This is a genomic window from Winogradskya humida (assembly GCF_016862215.1).
Lineage (GTDB): Bacteria > Actinomycetota > Actinomycetes > Mycobacteriales > Micromonosporaceae > Actinoplanes > Actinoplanes humidus.
Genome location: NZ_BOMN01000066.1, coordinates 1 through 15,767, shown reverse-complemented (window position 1 = coordinate 15,767; position 15,767 = coordinate 1). Strand labels below are relative to the sequence as shown.

The 15,767-nt window shown below is 70.4% G+C and carries 15 protein-coding genes and 1 riboswitch; of the genes, 7 read left to right on the top strand and 8 right to left on the bottom strand.

The features are described from left to right. Window positions 1-52: 52 nt before the first annotated feature. Genes cbiE through Ahu01nite_RS25795 form a run of 3 tightly spaced genes read left to right on the top strand, consistent with a single transcriptional unit; the run spans window position 53 to window position 2,816 of the window. The gene (gene cbiE / locus Ahu01nite_RS25805) at window positions 53-1,366 is read left to right on the top strand and encodes a precorrin-6y C5,15-methyltransferase (decarboxylating) subunit CbiE (RefSeq protein WP_239159133.1); all 1,314 of its coding nucleotides are present in this window, start codon (window positions 53-55) and stop codon (window positions 1,364-1,366) included. Then, window positions 1,363-2,106: a precorrin-4 C(11)-methyltransferase gene (gene cobM / locus Ahu01nite_RS25800; RefSeq protein ID WP_203839214.1), complete on the top strand. Its 744-nt coding sequence runs from the start codon at window positions 1,363-1,365 to the stop codon at window positions 2,104-2,106. Before cbiE ends, cobM begins: the two co-directional genes overlap by 4 nt. After that, entirely contained in the window at window positions 2,094-2,816 is a 723-nt protein-coding gene (locus Ahu01nite_RS25795; protein WP_203839213.1) for a cobalt-precorrin-6A reductase, read from the top strand. Before cobM ends, Ahu01nite_RS25795 begins: the two co-directional genes overlap by 13 nt. Here Ahu01nite_RS25795 and Ahu01nite_RS25790 read toward each other — a convergent pair. Then, on the bottom strand, window positions 2,791-3,384 hold the full coding sequence (locus Ahu01nite_RS25790; RefSeq protein WP_203839212.1) for a DUF6114 domain-containing protein: 594 nt from the start codon (window positions 3,382-3,384) through the stop codon (window positions 2,791-2,793). The two genes, Ahu01nite_RS25795 and Ahu01nite_RS25790, sit on opposite strands and share 26 nt — an antisense overlap. Before the next feature lies 1 nt (window position 3,385). Further along, window positions 3,386-4,018, bottom strand: coding sequence for a DUF6230 family protein (locus tag Ahu01nite_RS25785; RefSeq protein WP_203839211.1), 633 nt, complete (start codon window positions 4,016-4,018; stop codon window positions 3,386-3,388). A gap of 234 nt (window positions 4,019-4,252) precedes the next feature. On the opposite strand from Ahu01nite_RS25785, the gene Ahu01nite_RS25780 reads away from it, so the two are divergent. Beyond that, window positions 4,253-5,035: a Tat pathway signal sequence domain protein gene (locus Ahu01nite_RS25780; RefSeq protein WP_203839210.1), complete on the top strand. Its 783-nt coding sequence runs from the start codon at window positions 4,253-4,255 to the stop codon at window positions 5,033-5,035. A 92-nt stretch (window positions 5,036-5,127) separates the two neighbouring features. Here Ahu01nite_RS25780 and Ahu01nite_RS25775 read toward each other — a convergent pair whose 3' ends face one another. Genes Ahu01nite_RS25775 through Ahu01nite_RS51420 form a run of 3 tightly spaced genes read right to left on the bottom strand, consistent with a single transcriptional unit; the run spans window position 5,128 to window position 8,931 of the window. Beyond that, a complete protein-coding gene (locus tag Ahu01nite_RS25775; protein ID WP_203839209.1) occupies window positions 5,128-6,627 on the bottom strand; it encodes a precorrin-2 C(20)-methyltransferase in 1,500 nt (499 codons plus the stop codon). 2 nt (window positions 6,628-6,629) lie between these two features. Beyond that, window positions 6,630-7,247 carry a precorrin-8X methylmutase gene (locus Ahu01nite_RS25770; RefSeq protein ID WP_203839208.1) on the bottom strand — a complete coding sequence of 206 codons (618 nt, stop codon included), beginning with the start codon at window positions 7,245-7,247 and terminating at the stop codon, window positions 6,630-6,632. 1 nt (window position 7,248) lies between these two features. Continuing rightward, complete coding sequence (locus Ahu01nite_RS51420) at window positions 7,249-8,931, bottom strand: ferredoxin-like domain-containing protein (RefSeq protein WP_275411780.1); 1,683 nt, start codon at window positions 8,929-8,931, stop codon at window positions 7,249-7,251. A 97-nt stretch (window positions 8,932-9,028) separates the two neighbouring features. After that, window positions 9,029-9,167: riboswitch (cobalamin riboswitch) on the top strand. A 29-nt stretch (window positions 9,168-9,196) separates the two neighbouring features. On the opposite strand from Ahu01nite_RS51420, the gene cobN reads away from it, so the two are divergent. Together cobN and Ahu01nite_RS25755 are read left to right on the top strand one after the other, a co-directional pair. Beyond that, a complete protein-coding gene (gene cobN / locus Ahu01nite_RS25760) occupies window positions 9,197-12,745 on the top strand; it encodes a cobaltochelatase subunit CobN (RefSeq protein ID WP_203839207.1) in 3,549 nt (1,182 codons plus the stop codon). A gap of 14 nt (window positions 12,746-12,759) precedes the next feature. Further along, window positions 12,760-13,338: a helix-turn-helix domain-containing protein gene (locus Ahu01nite_RS25755; RefSeq protein ID WP_203839206.1), complete on the top strand. Its 579-nt coding sequence runs from the start codon at window positions 12,760-12,762 to the stop codon at window positions 13,336-13,338. Here the strand turns inward: Ahu01nite_RS25755 and Ahu01nite_RS25750 are convergent. Beyond that, window positions 13,315-14,043, bottom strand: coding sequence for a nucleotidyltransferase domain-containing protein (locus tag Ahu01nite_RS25750; protein WP_203839205.1), 729 nt, complete (start codon window positions 14,041-14,043; stop codon window positions 13,315-13,317). The two genes, Ahu01nite_RS25755 and Ahu01nite_RS25750, sit on opposite strands and share 24 nt — an antisense overlap. 66 nt (window positions 14,044-14,109) lie before the next feature. Here Ahu01nite_RS25750 and Ahu01nite_RS25745 point away from each other — a divergent pair, with 66 nt between their 5' ends. Then, window positions 14,110-14,553 (top strand): DUF1203 domain-containing protein, encoded by a 444-nt coding sequence (locus tag Ahu01nite_RS25745; protein ID WP_203839204.1) that lies wholly within the window; start codon window positions 14,110-14,112, stop codon window positions 14,551-14,553. Window positions 14,554-14,600: 47 nt separating this feature from the next. Here the strand turns inward: Ahu01nite_RS25745 and cobF are convergent, their stop codons facing one another. Together cobF and Ahu01nite_RS25735 are read right to left on the bottom strand one after the other, a co-directional pair. Then, window positions 14,601-15,386 (bottom strand): precorrin-6A synthase (deacetylating), encoded by a 786-nt coding sequence (cobF, locus tag Ahu01nite_RS25740; protein WP_239159132.1) that lies wholly within the window; start codon window positions 15,384-15,386, stop codon window positions 14,601-14,603. A 186-nt stretch (window positions 15,387-15,572) separates the two neighbouring features. Beyond that, window positions 15,573-15,767 (bottom strand): hypothetical protein (locus tag Ahu01nite_RS25735; RefSeq protein ID WP_438874830.1); only part of this gene is annotated, 195 nt, incomplete at its 5' end.

Genomic DNA, 15,767 nt, shown 5'->3' with positions numbered 1-15,767 from the left:
TCTTTGGGGTACAGGGGAAGAACGTGAAACGGCGGAAAGCTAACGTCACGTGGTGACTGACAACCCCGCCGGGCTCACCGTGGTCGGCATCGGCGCCGACGGCTGGCCCGGATTGACGGGTACGGCCAGAGCGGCCCTCGAATCCGCCGAGGTCATCATCGGCAGCGACCGACAACTCGCCCTCCTTTCAGCCGGCGAATCAGCGTGGTCGAACGCCGACCCCGATCGGCCGCCGAGCGAGCCGGGCCTGTCGCCGGGCGGGCCAGAGCTGTCGCCAAGCGGGCCAGAGCTGTCGCGGGGCGAGCCGAAGCTGCTCGTTGCGTGGCCGTCGCCCATGCTCCCCGCGATCCCCGGGTTACTCGAAGCCCACAAGAGGCGGCGGATTGTGGTGCTGGCGAGCGGCGACCCGATGTTCCACGGCATCGGTGCCACCCTTCGCCGGTTCGCAAAAAATGTCCGAGTGATCCCGCACCCGTCGTCGGTGTCGCTGGCCGCGGCGCGGCTTGGCTGGCCGTTGGCTGATATCGATCTGCTGAGCCTGGTGACGGCGCCGGTCGAGGAGCTGCACCCGCTTGTGCACTCCGGGCGCCGCATCCTCGTGCTCAGCCGGGACGAACACACTCCGGGCCAGGTCGCAGCTCTGCTGCAGGAGCGCGGCTATGCGGACAGCAAGCTCACCGTGCTGGCTCGGCTGGGTGCGCAGGACGAAAAGATCGTCACGGGTACGCCCGGAGCGCTCGACGAGGCCGGAATTGATCCCCTCAACGTGGTGGCTGTCGAGTGCGGGGCCGGCGGGGCGGCGCGGCCGCGGGTGCCGGGGCTGCCCGATGACGCGTACGAGAGCGATGGTCAACTCACCAAGCGTGAGGTTCGCGCCGTGACCCTGGCGCAGCTGGGGCCGCAGCCCGGCGAGCTGCTCTGGGATATCGGGGCGGGTTCGGGCAGCGTGGGAATCGAATGGATGCGCGCCCATCCGGCCTGTCGGGCGATCGCGATCGAGTCCGATCCCGTGCGGGCGGGCCGGATTTCGGGCAATGCGCGCGCTCTGGGCGTACCCAAATTGGAAGTTGTTGTGGGTCGCGCGCCTGACGCCCTGGCCGGATTGCGTGCGCCGGACGTGGTTTTCATCGGCGGCGGCGTCACGCGCGACGGGGTGCTCGAGGCGGCCTGGGACGCGCTGAAAAGCGGCGGGCGGCTGGTCGCGAACGCCGTGACGCTCGAATCGGAGGCCGTGCTCGCGGCCGGATATGCCAAGCTCGGCGGCGATCTGACCAGGCTGGCAGTCAGCCGGGCGGCGCCGGTGGGCGGATTCACAGGCTGGCGGGCCATGATGCCGGTCACTATCTGGGCGGTGGTCAAGCCATGACGATCCACTTCATCGGTGCGGGTCCCGGGGCCGCGGACCTGATCACCGTACGGGGCCAGCGCCTTATCGCGGCGTCACCGGTCTGCCTGTACGCGGGCAGCCTCGTGCCCCGCGAGCTGCTCGAAGCGTGCCCGCCCGGCGCGCGGCTGATCGACACCGCCAACCTCAACCTCGACGAGATCATCGCCGAGATGGTGCGGGCGACCAGGGCCGGCGAGGACGTGGCGCGGTTGCATTCCGGCGACCCTTCCGTGTTCAGCGCGGTCGCCGAGCAGATGCGCCGGCTCGACGAGGTCCCGATCGCGTACGACGTGACCCCCGGCGTTCCGGCGTTCGCGGCGGCGGCGGCCTCGCTGGGCCGCGAGTTCACCGTGCCGTCCGTGGCGCAGACGGTGATCCTGACGCGTACGGCGGAGCGCGCCACCGCCATGCCCCCCGGCGAGGACCTGGCGACGCTGGGTGCGAGCCGGTCGACGATGGTGCTGCACCTCGCCGTGCAACGGATCGACGCGGTGGTGGCCGAGCTGCTGCCCAACTATGGCGCGGACTGCCCGGTCGCGGTGGTCGCGCGGGCCAGTCGCCCCGACGAGCAGATCGTGCGCGGCACTCTCGCCGACATCGCCGACCAGGTACGCACGGCGGGCATCAAGCGCACCGCCATCATCGTGGTCGGGGCGGCGCTCACGGCTTCGCAGTTCCCCGACAGTCATCTGTACTCGACTACGCGATGCCGGGACTGAGGGTTCTTGTCCTCGGCGGGACCACCGAGGGGCGGGCGCTGGCTCAACGCGTACCCGTGATCAGCTCTCTTGCCGGACGCACCTCCTCGCCGTTGCTTCCTCACGGTGAGGTGCGGATCGGGGGGTTCGGCGGGGTCGCGGGCCTGGCCGGCTATCTGCGGGCGGCGGGGATCGAGGCTCTCGTGGATGCGACTCATCCGTTTGCCGCGACGATGACCTCGCACGCTGTTGCCGCGGCTGCGCTCACGGGCGTTCCGTTGCTGGTGCTGCGCCGTCCCGGATTCAGTGCTGTTTCCGGTGACGTCTGGCATCGCGTTCCGTCGCTGGGTGCTGCTGCTTCGGTGCTGCCGTCGCTGGGGTCGCGCGTCTTCCTGACCACCGGGCGGCAGGGGCTTTCGACATTTGCTGATTTGTCGGAGATTTCGTTTCTGTCGCGGTCGGTGGAGGCGCCGGAGCCGCCGATGCCTTCTCGGCTGGACGTGATCCTGGACCGGGGGCCGTTCACGGTTGCCGGGGAGCGGGAGTTGCTGCGGGAGCATCGCATCGACGTGCTGGTCACGAAGGACAGCGGTGGTGGCACTGCCAAGCTGGACGCCGCGCGGGCCGAGGCGGTGCCGGTCGTGATGGTGGACCGGCCGCCCCTGCCCGAGGGCGTCGCGGCGGCCGCCACCGTCGACGACGCTGTCAGCTGGCTGGACTCTCGGTCCTGACGCCGGTGTCCGGCTCGCCCGCTTCTCGGCGGGATTCCTCAGGTCCTTTCGGTTCTTCCGGTGATCGGGCTTCGTCGGGCGATCGGGCTTCGTCGGGCGATCGGACTTTGTCGGGCGACTGGACTTTGTCGGGCGACCGGACTTTGTCGGGCGACCGGACTTTGTCGGGCGACCGGGCTTTGTTGGGCGACCGGGCTTTGTTGGGGGACCGGGCTTTGTTGGGGGACCGGGCTTTGTCCGGGGACCAGGCGAAGGCCAGGGAGACGCCGATCAGGCCGAGGATCAGGCCCAGGAAGAATCCGCCCAGGTTCGAGGTCAGCCACGACGTGAGCGTGAGCACCGCGGCGACCGAAGCGTAGAACGGTCGCTGGGCCGGGCTGACGATCAGCAGTACGCCGCAGATCAGTAACACGAGCGGGACGATGTAGCCGACCATTCCCTGCATTCCGACGTGGAGCACGATCGGCAGCGGGGCTTTCACCGTCAGCAGGATCTCCGCGCCGGCCAGGGTGACGAACAATCCACCCCAGAACGGCCGGGCGTGCCGCCAGGACCACCAGGCGGACATCTCAGCACCCGGTGCTGGTGAACGTCATCCGCAGGTGCGGCAGGGTGAACCGGGCCGCCGTCGTGGCGTAGTTGTTCTGCCGCAGGTTGGCGATGTCGACGGTGTCGGCCTGCTGACCGAACACGCCCTCGCCGCCCTTGATGTAACCGCCGGCCGGATCTTTCACCTTGTTGAAGGTGCTCGCGTCCCCGCCGATGTCGATACTCCTGAAGTCGGCGTCGCCGGAGATCAGGTCCGAGTCGACGACCAGGCTGTCGGCCTTGACCGGGGTGTCGCCGTCGCCCGCGGTGATTTTCAGATACATGCCGCCGAGCGAGACGCTCTGGCACAACTTGGTGAGCTCGGCCTTGTTGATGGCCGAGACGATCACGACGACCTGGCCGCCGGTGTCACCCTGATTGGGGCTGTTCTCGATCATCGAGTCCAGGGTTGCGAATTGCTCGAAGCCGTCGCCGTGCAGGTGCGTCGCGGTCACCACGAACGGCATTCCGGAGATCGAGAAATTGGCGGCGAGCACACCCTGCGCGGTCAGCGCGACCAGGGCTGCGGTGGTTCCGGTGAGGAGCGCGAGCATCCCGGCGAATCGCTTCCAGCGGACTCCGCCGGCTGGTTTGACAGTGTTTGCTGTGGACATAGGGCCACTCCTTGATCGACATATCCACGGGCTTTGGCGCCATAGCTGAGCGTCAATGTCGGTCAGGCGAAGTTACTGCTCGGTAAGCATCGGGTCAAGGGGTAGGAACGCGGCGATGCAAGTCCTGCGATGTTAAGTATTCGCGTCCTTGACGTTAAGCCGTCGACGGGTCTATAAACCGACAAGCTGGGCGTCGGTGTCGGTTCCACTCCCGCCCCGCAAAGGAGATCCACAGTGCGCGCAATCCGAATCAACACCGCGATCATCGCCGCCCTGCTCGTCGCAGCAACCGGCACCCCCGCCCTGGCCGCGCCCTCGCCTGCCGCTTTCTCCCCGGCCGCCTTCTCCCCGGCCGCCTTCTCACAGGCCGCCTTCTCACAGGACGCTTTCTCACAGGACGCTGGGAACGCAGCCACCGGTAGTGCGGCCGCTGGGACGGTGCTGACCGTTGGTAGCGCCGAGGGTGACGCCGCCGCCGTGGGTGACGTGCTCACCGCGGCGGTCGTGACCGGCACGACGGCGGACTTCAGCACCGCGTCCGGCGGCACGACCGGCATCAAGTGTGCCCAGTCGACCTTCACCGCCGTGGTCGTGGACAACCCGGCGGCCCCGGGCGTGGCGACGGAGTCCACGACGGCGCAGACGTTCGCCTCGTGCACGGCCAACATCCTCGGCGTGACCAGGGTGAACACTGTGACCGTGAACAATGTCCCGTTCGCCACCACCGTGGAGAGCGGCACCGGCACGGTCACCGTGGCCGGCACCGTTGCCGCCCCGATCCAGACCACGCTCAACCTCGGCACGATCCTGGGCACGATCAACTGCGTCTACCGGGCGGTGGGCAACGCCATCACCGGGCTGTCGTCCAACGCGGACAACTCGATCACCTTCACCAACCAGGAGTTCGCAAAGTCGAGCGGCCCCATCACCTGCCCGTCGAGCGGCTTCTTCACCGCCCACTATGCCCCGGTCCTCGACACCAGCATCGACGGCAGCCCGGCCGTCTTCACCAACTAGAAGCCATCGGCGGCAGCCGGGCCGGTCTCACCAGAGCAAGGCCGTTCGGTAACTGAGGCCCGCCGCAGCCTGGCCTCAGTTACCGAACGCGGTCAGATCCCGTAGTGGCGCGGGGTGAAGACCTGGCCGCCGGGCAGCACCCGGGTCTGGCTCGATCCGACGATCAGCAGGCAGCGCATGTCGATGGTCGCCGGGTCGAGCTCACCCAGCGTCGTCACCCGGATCTCTTCCTGCGGGCCGCCGACGTCGCGTCCCACCACCACCGGGGTCTGCGGGTCGCGGTGCTCCAGCAGGACCTTCCGGGCGCGGACCAGCTGTTCCTTGCGGGTCTGCGACGCCGGGTTGTAGATCGCGATCACCAGGTCGGCGCCGGCCGCCGCGGTCAGCCGGGTCTCGATGATGTCCCACGGCTTGAGGCGGTCGGAGAGCGACACGATGCAGAAGTCGTGGCCGAGCGGCGCCCCGGCGCGGCTCGCCACAGCCTGCGCGGCGGTCAGCCCGGGCACGACACGGATCGGCACGTCCTTCCACTGCGGGTCCTCGCTGACCTCGAGCACCGCCGCGGCCATCGCGAAGACGCCCGGGTCGCCCGAGGAGACGACCGCGACCCGGCGGCCCCGCTTGGCGAGGTCCAGGGCGAACGCCGCACGCTCCGCCTCGACCTTGTTGTCGGATGCGTGCCGGCGCTGCCGTGGATTGGCGGGGACCCGGTTGACGTACGTCGTGTAGCCGACCACGTCGTCCGCCTCGGCGAGTGCTGCCTGGGCCTCGGGGGTCAGCCATTCCCGGGCGCCGGGACCGAGCCCCACCACGGTCACCGAGCCGTTCGACGATGCGGCCGGGGAATCGGTGGGTGAGACGAACGCGGTCGCCGCCGGGCTGGGCAGCAGCGCGAGGGAGAAGTAGGGGACCGTCGCCGGGTCGATGTCCGCGAGGCGGCCGTAGCGCTGGCGGTCGGTGGTGGCGCGTTCGACGTACCAGGCGTCGTCGAGGCGGCCTGCCCGGTCGAGGGCGTCGCGGACACCCTCGAAGGTGCGGCCCAGCTTCATGATCGCCGCGGAGTCGGTGGTGGCGAGGCGGGTGGCGAGCTCGTCCGGGGGCAGCGTCCCGGGCAGGACGGTCAGCGTCTCGTCGCGTTCCATCAGGGGGCGGCCGAGGACCGCGGATGCGGCGCTCACCGAGGTCACCCCGGGCACCACCTCGGTCTCGTACCTGTCGGCCAGGCGTTTGTGCATGTGCATGTAGGAGCCGTAGAAGAACGGGTCGCCCTCGGCCAGCACCACCACGTCGCGGCCCGCGTCGAGGTGTGCCGCCAGCCGCTCGGCGCTCGCCGCGTAGAACTCGTCGATCGCGCCCTGGTATCCGCCCGGATGGTCGGTCGTCTCGGTGGTGACCGGGTAGATCAGCGGCTCCTCGATCTGGCCCTCCCGCAGGTAGGAGACCGCGATGGCGCGCGCGTTGGATCGCCCGTGCCGCGCGGCGTGGTACGCCACGACGTCCGCCGCCGCGATGAGCCGCGCGGCCTTGACCGTGACCAGCTCGGGATCGCCGGGGCCGAGACCCACGCCGAACAAACGCCCCGGGACCGTCACTGTCACTCCTCCTCCGAGGCGAGCGCGTTGACCGCGGCCGCCGTGATGGCACTCCCGCCGCGGCGTCCGCGCACGACGAGATACTCCAGATCGGACGCGGCCAGCGCGTCCTTCGACTCGGCCGCCCCGATGAACCCGACCGGGATCCCCAGCACCGCCGCCGGCCGGGGCGCCCCGGCCTCGATCATCTCGAGGAGCCGGAACAACGCCGTGGGCGCGTTGCCGATCGCCACGATCGCCCCGCCGAGCCGGTCGCCCCAGAGATCCATGGCAGCGGCACTGCGGGTGTTGCCGATCTCGGCCGCGATCCCCGGAACAGCGGGGTCACGCAGCGTGCAGATCACCTCATTGCCGGCGGGCAGCCGCGTACGGGTCACTCCCGACGCCACCATCTGCGCGTCGCACAGGATCGGCGCCCCGGCCTGCAACGCCTTGCGCGCAGCCGTGACCACGCCGGGACTCCACGCCAGATCCTCGACCAGATCGACCATCCCGCACGCATGGATCATCCGCACGGCGACCCGGGCCACATCAGCGGGCAACCGGGAAAGATCCGCCTCGGCCCGGATGGTCGCGAACGACCGCCGATAGATCTCCGCCCCGTCACGCACGTACTCCATGTCAGCCTTTCCTCAGCCCAGCCACCAACGCCCCCACTTCGGCAGCGCCGGCCCTACCCCCACCACGCGGCGACGAGACCAGATAGTCCTGCCCCGTGGCCTCCACCCGGACATGCGGCCCAGCCGGGCTCCCGCACCCCCGCACACACCCGACCCAGTGCACCGGCAACCCGCCCCGGCCGCTCACTGCCGCGTCATCCCGCTCAGCCACGGCGGTGGCATCGCTCCGGACATCCGCCAGCGCCTTCGCGCACCCCGGCCGCCCGGCACATGACGTCACCCCGGCCCACGCAGAGTCAGCGGAGACCAAGATCCCCGCCCCGGCCAACTTACGGATCCACCCGATCGCCGCGCCAACCGTCAGATCCGGCAGCACCACCCCCCGCCACGGGGTGAACACAAGATCAGAAGCAGATTCCAATACCTTCAGCTGTACGCCGTCAAGTCGCCCCAAAGGCACCAGAGCCCCCAGCGCCACCCGGCCCCCCGCCCGCCCGAAGCGCCCCACCGGCTCCCGCAGGACCGGTCGCACCAGAGCCGGATCCGCCTCACCCAGCGTCCCACCCAGCGCCTCGGCGACCAGCGCACCCATCCGCGCCGGCCCATCAACAAGCTCCCGAACCCGCCAAGCCCGCCGCCCGCTGCCGCCGATGTCGCCGGAAGTGGGGGAGACAGGAGCCGAGGCAGTGGACTCGGAGGTGGGGAAAGTGGAGGCGGGGGACGTCGGGAAAGTGGACGCGGAGGTGGGGAAAGTGGAGCCGGGGGACGTCGGGAAAGTGGGGGCGGAGGTAAGGGAAGCGGAGGCAGAAGGAGCGGAGGCGGGGGTTGAGGTTGTGAGGGTGGAGTCTGAGGAGACGGTGGGGGAGGTTTCGGACGCGAGGCCGATGAAGGCGTGCGCCGCGTCGATCAGGGCGGGCACCACCTGGTCCGCGGCCACTCGCAGCCCCACATCCCGCCCGGCAAAAATGACGGCCCACAGCTCACCGGACAAATCACCCGCCGACCTACCCGGCAAATCGCCCGCCGACCCCTCGGACAAATCGCCAGTCAGCCCCCCGGACGGCTCGCCAGTCAGCCCGGCGGACGGCTCACCAGTCAGCCCGCCGGACGGCTCACCCGCCGGTCGGTCGGTCGGCTTGTCGGACCGGTTGCCGGGAAGGTTGTCGGCCGGGGCGGGGAGGCGGAGGGCGGCGACGTCGGCTGAGTAGGCGACGTCGCCGGTGCCGTCGTCGAGGGCGAAGAGAAAGCGGCCCGGGAGGGCGGCGAGGGCGGGGTCGGCGCAGAGGGCGGCGTCGAGGGTGCTGATCGGCGCCGGGTCGCGGATCAACGGCGAGGCGGCGATGTTGCGTACCAGCTCATGGGTGGGGGAGGGCAGTAGGCCGGCGGCCGTGAGACGGGCCTCGAGTTGCAGGGGTGGGGCGTTGCGCAGGGCGCGTAGTTGCAGGTTGGCCCGGCTGGTCAGCTCGATGTGCCCGTCGCCCCACTCCTCGGCGATTGCGCGCAGCTCGGCCAGCTGGGTGCCGGTGATGCGGCCGCCGGGGATGCGGATGCGGGCCAGCGGGCCGTCGGCGGCGTCGTGGAGTCGCAGAGCGCCGGGGCAGGCATCCTGCTCGGCCCGGTCGGCTGAGCCCGCGGGCAGGCGGATGGGGCCGGCGGGCAGGCGGAGGGGGACTGGCGAGGACACGGCCCGGATACTACGGACCGGGACCGACACTTTCCGCCCGTCGGGTGGGATCGGTCGGCATCGTCACAGCGGGGCTCTCACGTTGACTTGGGTGCCGCCCGGTCGGCAGAGTGAGGGTCCACGTGCGGCGATGCCGTGGAGGAAGCCGGTGTGATTCCGGCGCGGTCCCGCCACTGTGACCGGGTGCTGAAACGCGGCGCCCGGGAGTCAGGAACTCCCGTCGCCGTGAACTTCGACCCGGGGCGCGGACCCCGAGGGGAGAGCCGTGTTTCTGCTGCTGTCGACGTCCGACACCGACCTGCTGAGCGCCCGTGCGAGCAGCCATGAGTGGCGTTTGGGCAATCCGGCCCGGACCGCCGTCGAGGATCTGCCCGCCCTCACCGAGGGTGTCGAGCTGATCGTCGTGCGGATCCTGGGCGGGCGCCGGGCCTGGGAGGAAGGCCTCGACGAGCTGCTCGGCGGGGTGATCCCCGTGGTCGTGCTCGGTGGTGAGCAGACGCCGGACGCCGACCTGATGAAGCTCTCCTCGGTTCCCGCCGGGGTCGCGGGGGAGGCGCACGCCTACCTCGCGTATGGCGGGGCGGAGAATCTGGGCGCGCTGCACGACTTCCTCTCCGACACGATCCTGCTGACCGGCAACGGGTTCGCCGCGCCGGTGCCCGCCCCCGACTGGGGGGTGCTGGAGCGCACGCCGGCCACGACCGAGGGCCCGACGATCGCGGTGCTCTACTACCGGGCGCACCACATGGCGGGGAACACCGCGTTCATCGAGACGCTGTGCCAGGCGGTCGAGGCCAAGGGCGGGCGGGCGCTGCCGATCTTCACGTCGTCACTGCGTACGGCGTCGGAAGAGCTTCTTGCCGAGCTGCGCAAGGCGGACGCCCTGGTGGTGACCGTGCTGGCCGCCGGTGGCACGAAGCCTGCCACTGTCACGGCCGGTGGTGACGACGAGGCGTGGGACGTCGGGGTGCTCGCGGGCCTGGACGTGCCGATCCTGCAGGGGCTGGCGCTGACCAGCAGCCGCGAGGCGTGGGAGGCGAGCGACGACGGGCTCTCCCCGCTGGACGCCGCCACCCAGGTCGCGATCCCCGAGTTCGACGGCCGGATCATCACCGTGCCGTTCAGCTTCAAGGAGGTCGACCCCGACGGGCTATCCGTGTACGTCGCGGATGTCGAGCGCGCGTCCCGGGTCGCGGGCATCGCCGTCGCCCACGCGCGGCTGCGGCACATCCCGGCTGCGGAGCGGCGTGTGGTGATCATGCTCAGCGCGTACCCGACAAAGCATTCAAGGATCGGTAATGCGGTTGGCCTGGACACCCCGGCGTCCACGGTCCGGCTGATGGCCGCGATGGCGGAGCGTGGTTACCAGATCGGCAGCTTCCCGGGCGTGGCCGAGCAGGACGGCGACGCGCTCATCCACGCGCTGATCGCCGCCGGTGGCCAGGATCCGGACTGGCTCACCGAGGAGCAGCTGGCCGCCAACCCGGTCCGGATCAACGGCGACAGGTACAAAGCCTGGTTCGAGACGCTGCCCGAGGATCTGCGCGAGAGCATGGTCCGGCACTGGGGGCCGCCGCCCGGTGAGCTCTACGTCGACAACAACGACATCGTGCTGGCCGCGCTGCGCGACGAGAACACCGTGGTGATGGTGCAGCCGCCGCGCGGTTTCGGCGCCAACCCGGTGGCGATCTATCACGACCCCGATCTGCCGCCGAGCCATCACTACCTGGCGGCCTATCGGTGGCTGGCCGACGAGTTCGGCGCGCACGCGGTGGTGCACGTCGGCAAGCACGGCAATCTGGAGTGGCTGCCGGGCAAGAACGTCGGCATGTCCGCCTCGGACGGCACCGACGCGGCGCTGGGCGACCTGCCGCTGATCTACCCGTTCCTGGTCAACGACCCTGGCGAGGGCACCCAGGCCAAGCGCCGGGCGCACGCGACGCTGGTCGACCACCTGATCCCGCCGATGGCCCGCGCCGAGTCGTACGGCGACGTCGCCCGGCTCGAGCAGCTCCTCGACGAGCACGCGAACATCGCCGCGCTCGACCCCGCGAAGCTGCCCGCGGTCCGCGCGCAGATCTGGACCCTGATCCAGGCCGCGAAGATGGACCACGACCTCGGCCTCGAAGCCCGCCCGGGCGACGAGGAGTTCGACGAGTTCATCCTGCACGTCGACGGGTGGCTCTGCGAGATCAAGGACGTGCAGATCCGCGACGGCCTGCACATTCTCGGGGCGGCACCGACCGGCGAGGCGCGGGTCAACCTGGTGCTCGCCATGCTGCGCGCCCGGCAGATGTGGGCGGGCAAGGTCGCCGCGCTGCCCGGTCTGCGGGAGGCGCTCGGGCTCAGCGAAGACGCGTCCACCGCGGAGACCGACGCCGTCGAGGCACAGGCCAAGGCCCTGGTCAGCGCAATGGAGGAAGCGGGCTGGCCGAACGAAGCGGACAAATTCCACGAAAACCCCGAAGTAGTCAGGGTTCTCGAATTCGCCGCCACGGAGATCGTCCCGAGGCTCGAGAAGACCACGGACGAGCTGACCAACGTCCTGCACGCCCTCGAAGGCGGCTACGTCCCGGCCGGCCCCAGCGGCTCACCCCTGCGCGGCCTGATCAACGTGCTCCCGACCGGGCGCAACTTCTACTCCGTCGACCCGAAGGCCATCCCGAGCCAGCTCGCCTGGGAGACCGGCCAGGCCATGGCGGAGTCGCTGCTCAAGCGTTACCGCGAGGACTACGGCGACTGGCCCAAGTCGGTCGGGCTGTCCGCCTGGGGGACCAGTGCGATGCGCACGGCGGGCGATGACATCGCGGAGATCCTGGCGCTGATGGGCGTACGCCCCATCTGGGATCCGGCCTCGCGCCGGGTCACGGGCATGGAGCCGATCGACCTGGACGAGCTGGGCCGGCCGCGCATCGACGTGACCGTGCGCATCTCGGGCTTCTTCCGGGACGCGTTCCCGCACGTCGTCGCGATGCTGGACGACGCGGTCGGGCTGGTCGCGGGGCTCGAGGAGACGCCGGAGCAGAACTTCGTCCGGGCCCACGCGCTGGCCGACGTCGAGGCGGACAAGACCTGGCGGCAGGCGACCACGCGGATCTTCGGGTCGCGACCCGGGGCGTACGGCGCCGGCATCCTCCCGCTGATCGACAGCCGCAACTGGCGCGGGGACGCCGACCTCGCCGAGGTGTACGCCGTGTGGGGCGGCTTCGCGTACGGCCGCGGGCTGGACGGCGCCGAGGCGCGCGGGGACATGGAAACCGCGTACAAGCGCATCGACATCGCGGCGAAGAACATCGACACCCGCGAGCACGACATCGCCGACTCCGACGACTACTTCCAGTACCACGGCGGCATGATCGCCACGGTGCGGGCGTTGACCGGGCGTGCGCCGGCGGCGTACATCGGGGATTCCACGAACCCGGACGCCACGAAGACCCGCAGCCTGACCGAGGAGACCGCGCGGATCTTCCGGGCCCGCGTGGTCAACCCGCGCTGGATCGCCGCGATGCGCCGCCACGGTTACAAGGGCGCGTTCGAGCTGGCCGCGACCGTCGACTACCTGTTCGGCTATGACGCGACGGCGGGCGTGGTCGCCGACTGGATGTACGAGCAGCTCGCGGCGAGCTACGTGCTCGACCCGGAGAACCAGAAGTTCATGACCCAGTCGAACCCGTGGGCGCTGCACAGCATCACCGAGCGTCTCCTCGAAGCGGCCGACCGCAAGCTGTGGGAAGCCCCGGACCCGTCGACGCTCGCCGCGCTGCAGCAGGTCTACCTCGAAACCGAGGGCGACCTCGAGGACGGCGGGGAGTAGGGCAGTCTGAACGGGTGGACGAACTCGATCAGGCGCTCGGGGCGGTCGGCCCGCGGTTGCGTGCGCTGCGCAAGCAGCGGAACACGACGCTGGCCGACCTCGCCGCGGAGACCGGCATCTCGGTGAGCACGCTGTCCCGGCTCGAGTCCGGTGACCGCAAACCCACCCTGGAGCTGCTGTTACCGCTGGCCAAGGCGTATGCCGTCACGCTCGACGAGATGGTCGGCGCGCCGCCCACCGGCGATCCCCGCATCCACCTGCGCCCGGTGCAGCGGCACGGGATGACCATGCTGCCGCTGACCCGGCGCGCGGGCGGCATCCAGGCATTCAAACTGATCATCCCCACGGGCTCCGGCAACCGCCCGCACGAGCCGCAGACCCACGAGGGCTACGACTGGATGTACGTTCTGACCGGCCGCCTCCGGATCATCCTGGGCGAGCACGACTTCATCCTGGAGCCGGGCGAGGCTGCCGAGTTCGACACCCGCACCCCGCACTGGTTCGGCGCGGTCGGCCCGGAACCGGTCGAGATCCTCAGCCTCTTCGGCACCCAGGGCGAAAGAGTCCACCTAAGAGCTCGCCCTAAAAACTGACCGTACGGTCTGACAAGCGTCCCGCCAGGCGATATAGCCCGCTCGCAGCCGTGGCGAGCTGACGTCCTCGCCCCGCCGCCGCGCGAGCAACTGCTCGATGAGCCAAGCAGGCGCGCCGGCCTGCTTGATGGCGTCGGTCTTGGTGAGCAGCCCGCCGTGCGCGAGGCTGTGCCGTCCCCGGGCCATCGCCGTCAGCCCGAGGTCGACCATGACGGGGTCCAGCCAGATCCGCGGCCGTCGCGCCGCCCAGGCCCAATACCCCGTGAGCTCGGCCCGTGCGGCCTCGCGGATGTCATCGTCGCTCACGGCCGGAAAAACTTCCTGAGGGGTACGCCCGAAGACCGCGAATCCATGCCGCACCAGCTCCGCTCGCGTGACCCCGGAGAGAATCCGCTGCACCAGGAGCTCATGCGTCCACGTCGGATGCTCCTTACCGGCCGCACCGATCGTGGCACCGTCGACGTACACGCAGCCAAGTTTGAGCCCGTACCCCGCGCCCCGGTCGACGTCGCGGTGCAGCGCCGTGAGCACCGCCTGCCGATCCTGGTCGACGGCCCCGGCGGTGAGCGCGACCAGGTCGAGGTCGCTGACCCCGGCCGTGTAGTCGCCGGTGGCCAGCGACCCCGCGACGTGCAGATCGGTCACCCACTCGAGCTCACCGAGCCGCTCACCGAACTCGTCCACCGCCGCCGTCGAGGTCCCCATGCCCCCATTAAACGTCAGGTCTGATTCCCGCCGGACTCCCTGCCTGCTCTGCGCCACGCTGGTGCCATGAGAATTGATGCGCTTCCCGGTGTGGTGCTCAGCAAGGCCCGTAACGAGGGGGCGGGCAGCCCGGTGGAGTTCAGCACGGCCGAGGGCGGCGAGCCGCTGCGGTGCTGCCTGCGTGATGCCACTCCCGGCGAGGACATCATGCTTTTCGGGTACGCGCCGGAGCTGCCACCCAGCCCGTACCGTGAGATCGGCCCGGTCTTCGCCCACGCGGAACCCTGCGACACCACCCACGACGAGAACGCCTACCCCGCGGACTGGCTCGGCCGGCCGCAGGTCCTACGCGCCTACGACCGCGACGGCCGCATCCACCCGGCCACCCGCGTCCACGACGGCACCGACCCGACGGCCGCCATAACCGACATCCTCACCGACCCGGACGTCGTCCAGATCCACAGCCGCAACGTGTCCTACGGCTGCTATATGTTCGCTATCCGCCGCTAGCCGCTGCTCCGTCTGGGCAGATGCCGGCCGCTTCGCCTGGGTAGACGTCAGCCGTTCCGCCGGAGCAGGTAGGTGTCCATGATCCAGCCGTGCTTCTCGCGGGCCTCGGCGCGGACGCGGCGGATCTCGTCGGCGACCTCGGCGAGCGGGCCGGAGATCAGGAGCTCGTCGGGGGTGCCGATGTACGCGCCCCAGTAGATGTCGACGTTCTCCGCGTCGACCTTGCCGAACGTCTGCCCGGCGTCGAGCATCACGATCACGTCGTCGACCTGGTCGGGCCACTGCTCGGCGAGCCGGCGCCCGGTGGTCACCTGGAACGGCTGCCCGACCCGGTTGATGCCGATGTGATGCTTGGCGGCGAGGGCGGAGACGCTGCTGATGCCCGGGACCACCTCGTAGTCGAAGCGGGTGTCGCCACGCTCGAGGATCTCGTCGAGAATGGCGATCGTCGAGTCGTAGAGCGAGGGATCGCCCCAGACGAGGAACGCGCCGGTCTCGCCCTCGAGCAGATGCTCGCGGATCAGCGCCTCGGTCACCTCGGAGCGGCGGTGGCGCCAGTCGGCGATCGTCCCCTCGTAGTCCGCCGGGGTGCGGTCACGGTCGGGGTCGCGGCCCTCGGCGATGCGGCGGCTGGGCTTGCCGTAGGACTTGAGGACCGTACGGCGCAGCTCGATCATGCTCTCCTTGACCTCACCCTTGTCGAGGAGAAAGAACACATCGGCGCGCCCGATCGCCTTCGCCGCCTGCAGGGTCAAGTGGTCCGGGTCGCCAGCCCCGATCCCGATGACATAGATCCGCCGCCCGCTCTCCCCAGAACCCACATCCACAGTCACGCCAGGGATTGTGGCAGGTCGCGCCCCTGCCCGGTCCGGGAGGCCCGACCCCGGGGCCTGACTCCGGGGGCCTGACTCCGGGGGCCTGACTCGGAGGGCCCGGCTCCGGGAGTTCGGCTCTGGGGCCCGGCTCCGGAGGTTCGGCTCCGGCAGGCTCGGCCTTGGAAGGACCCCAGCCCGGTCCGCTCAGCCCGGTCCGCTCAGCCCGGTCCGCTCAGCCCGGTCCGCCCAATCTCGGTAGGCCAGCCCGGTGCGCCCAGCCCAGCCCAGCCCAGCCCGGTGCGCCCAGCCCAGCCCAGCCCAGCCCGGTGCGCCCAGCCCAGCCCGGTGCGCCCAGCCCAGCCCAGCCCAGCCCAGCCCAGCCCAGCCCAGCCCAGCCCA

What these genes read in the sequence shown, in the direction of transcription:
- Ahu01nite_RS25785 (WP_203839211.1), bottom strand. Translation starts at nt 4,018, where the DNA reads ATGTCCACAGCAAACACTGTCAAACCAGCCGGCGGAGTCCGCTGGAAG.
- cobM (WP_203839214.1), top strand. Translation starts at nt 1,363, where the DNA reads ATGACGATCCACTTCATCGGTGCGGGTCCCGGGGCCGCGGACCTGATC.
- Ahu01nite_RS25795 (WP_203839213.1), top strand. Translation starts at nt 2,094, where the DNA reads ATGCCGGGACTGAGGGTTCTTGTCCTCGGCGGGACCACCGAGGGGCGG.
- Ahu01nite_RS25770 (WP_203839208.1), bottom strand. Translation starts at nt 7,247, where the DNA reads ATGGAGTACGTGCGTGACGGGGCGGAGATCTATCGGCGGTCGTTCGCG.
- Ahu01nite_RS25790 (WP_203839212.1), bottom strand. Translation starts at nt 3,384, where the DNA reads ATGTCCGCCTGGTGGTCCTGGCGGCACGCCCGGCCGTTCTGGGGTGGA.
- Ahu01nite_RS25750 (WP_203839205.1), bottom strand. Translation starts at nt 14,043, where the DNA reads ATGGGGACCTCGACGGCGGCGGTGGACGAGTTCGGTGAGCGGCTCGGT.
- Ahu01nite_RS25745 (WP_203839204.1), top strand. Translation starts at nt 14,110, where the DNA reads ATGAGAATTGATGCGCTTCCCGGTGTGGTGCTCAGCAAGGCCCGTAAC.